1 protein-coding gene is annotated in these 600 nt (G+C 51.0%); it reads right to left on the reverse strand.

The window, feature by feature from the left end:
* Positions 1-39: 39 nt before the first annotated feature.
* A partial coding sequence (locus ACSFDB_RS21000; RefSeq protein ID WP_440772831.1) for a helix-turn-helix domain-containing protein occupies positions 40-600 on the reverse strand: 561 nt, incomplete at its 5' end.

The raw sequence follows: 600 nt of genomic DNA on the forward strand, positions 1-600 counted from the left end.
GACCATTGTTCCAACAATCCATTTAAATAGCCTTCCGGATCAGTCGAAGTCCGCCGATGTCGAGAGTAGGGCTTCGCTGAGAACCTGTTCCGTCCCCCGTCGCATTCGATTTGACATGGCTTGTTGAGAAATTCCGAGTGTCTCGGCAAGGTCGTTCAGACTCGCCTTGCTCGGCGTATCGAAGTAGCCTTCACGAAGTCCGAGGATGAGTGCCTCCCGCTGTTCATGGGAGAGGCCGTATTTCTTAATACTCTCTGTCCGTTCGGTTACCGTGAACGTTCGAACGATGTGGATCGAGATGTCGCGGTCAGTACAGAAGTTGTAAAACTTCGACAATTTATCGTGATCCTGCAATCGGAGGTGAAATTCCCACTTGTCGGTGTCACTGTGTCCTTCAAGAATCGTGCCCTCAGCGTCCACAATCCCTTTGATGAGGTCATCGTGATCTCCAACCCAGAGACCACGATAGAGAGTGCTGTTCTCTACTTTGTCGATTGCAAGGAACTCGTCTACATACGGGTGATCCGCCACTTTTTGCTCAAAGGTATCGAAATCGTCCCCGGTTGCCCACAGGAACGGCATAATACCGGTTCCTGTTGG

Source organism: Natronorubrum amylolyticum (assembly GCF_052040145.1).
GTDB lineage: Archaea > Halobacteriota > Halobacteria > Halobacteriales > Natrialbaceae > Natronorubrum.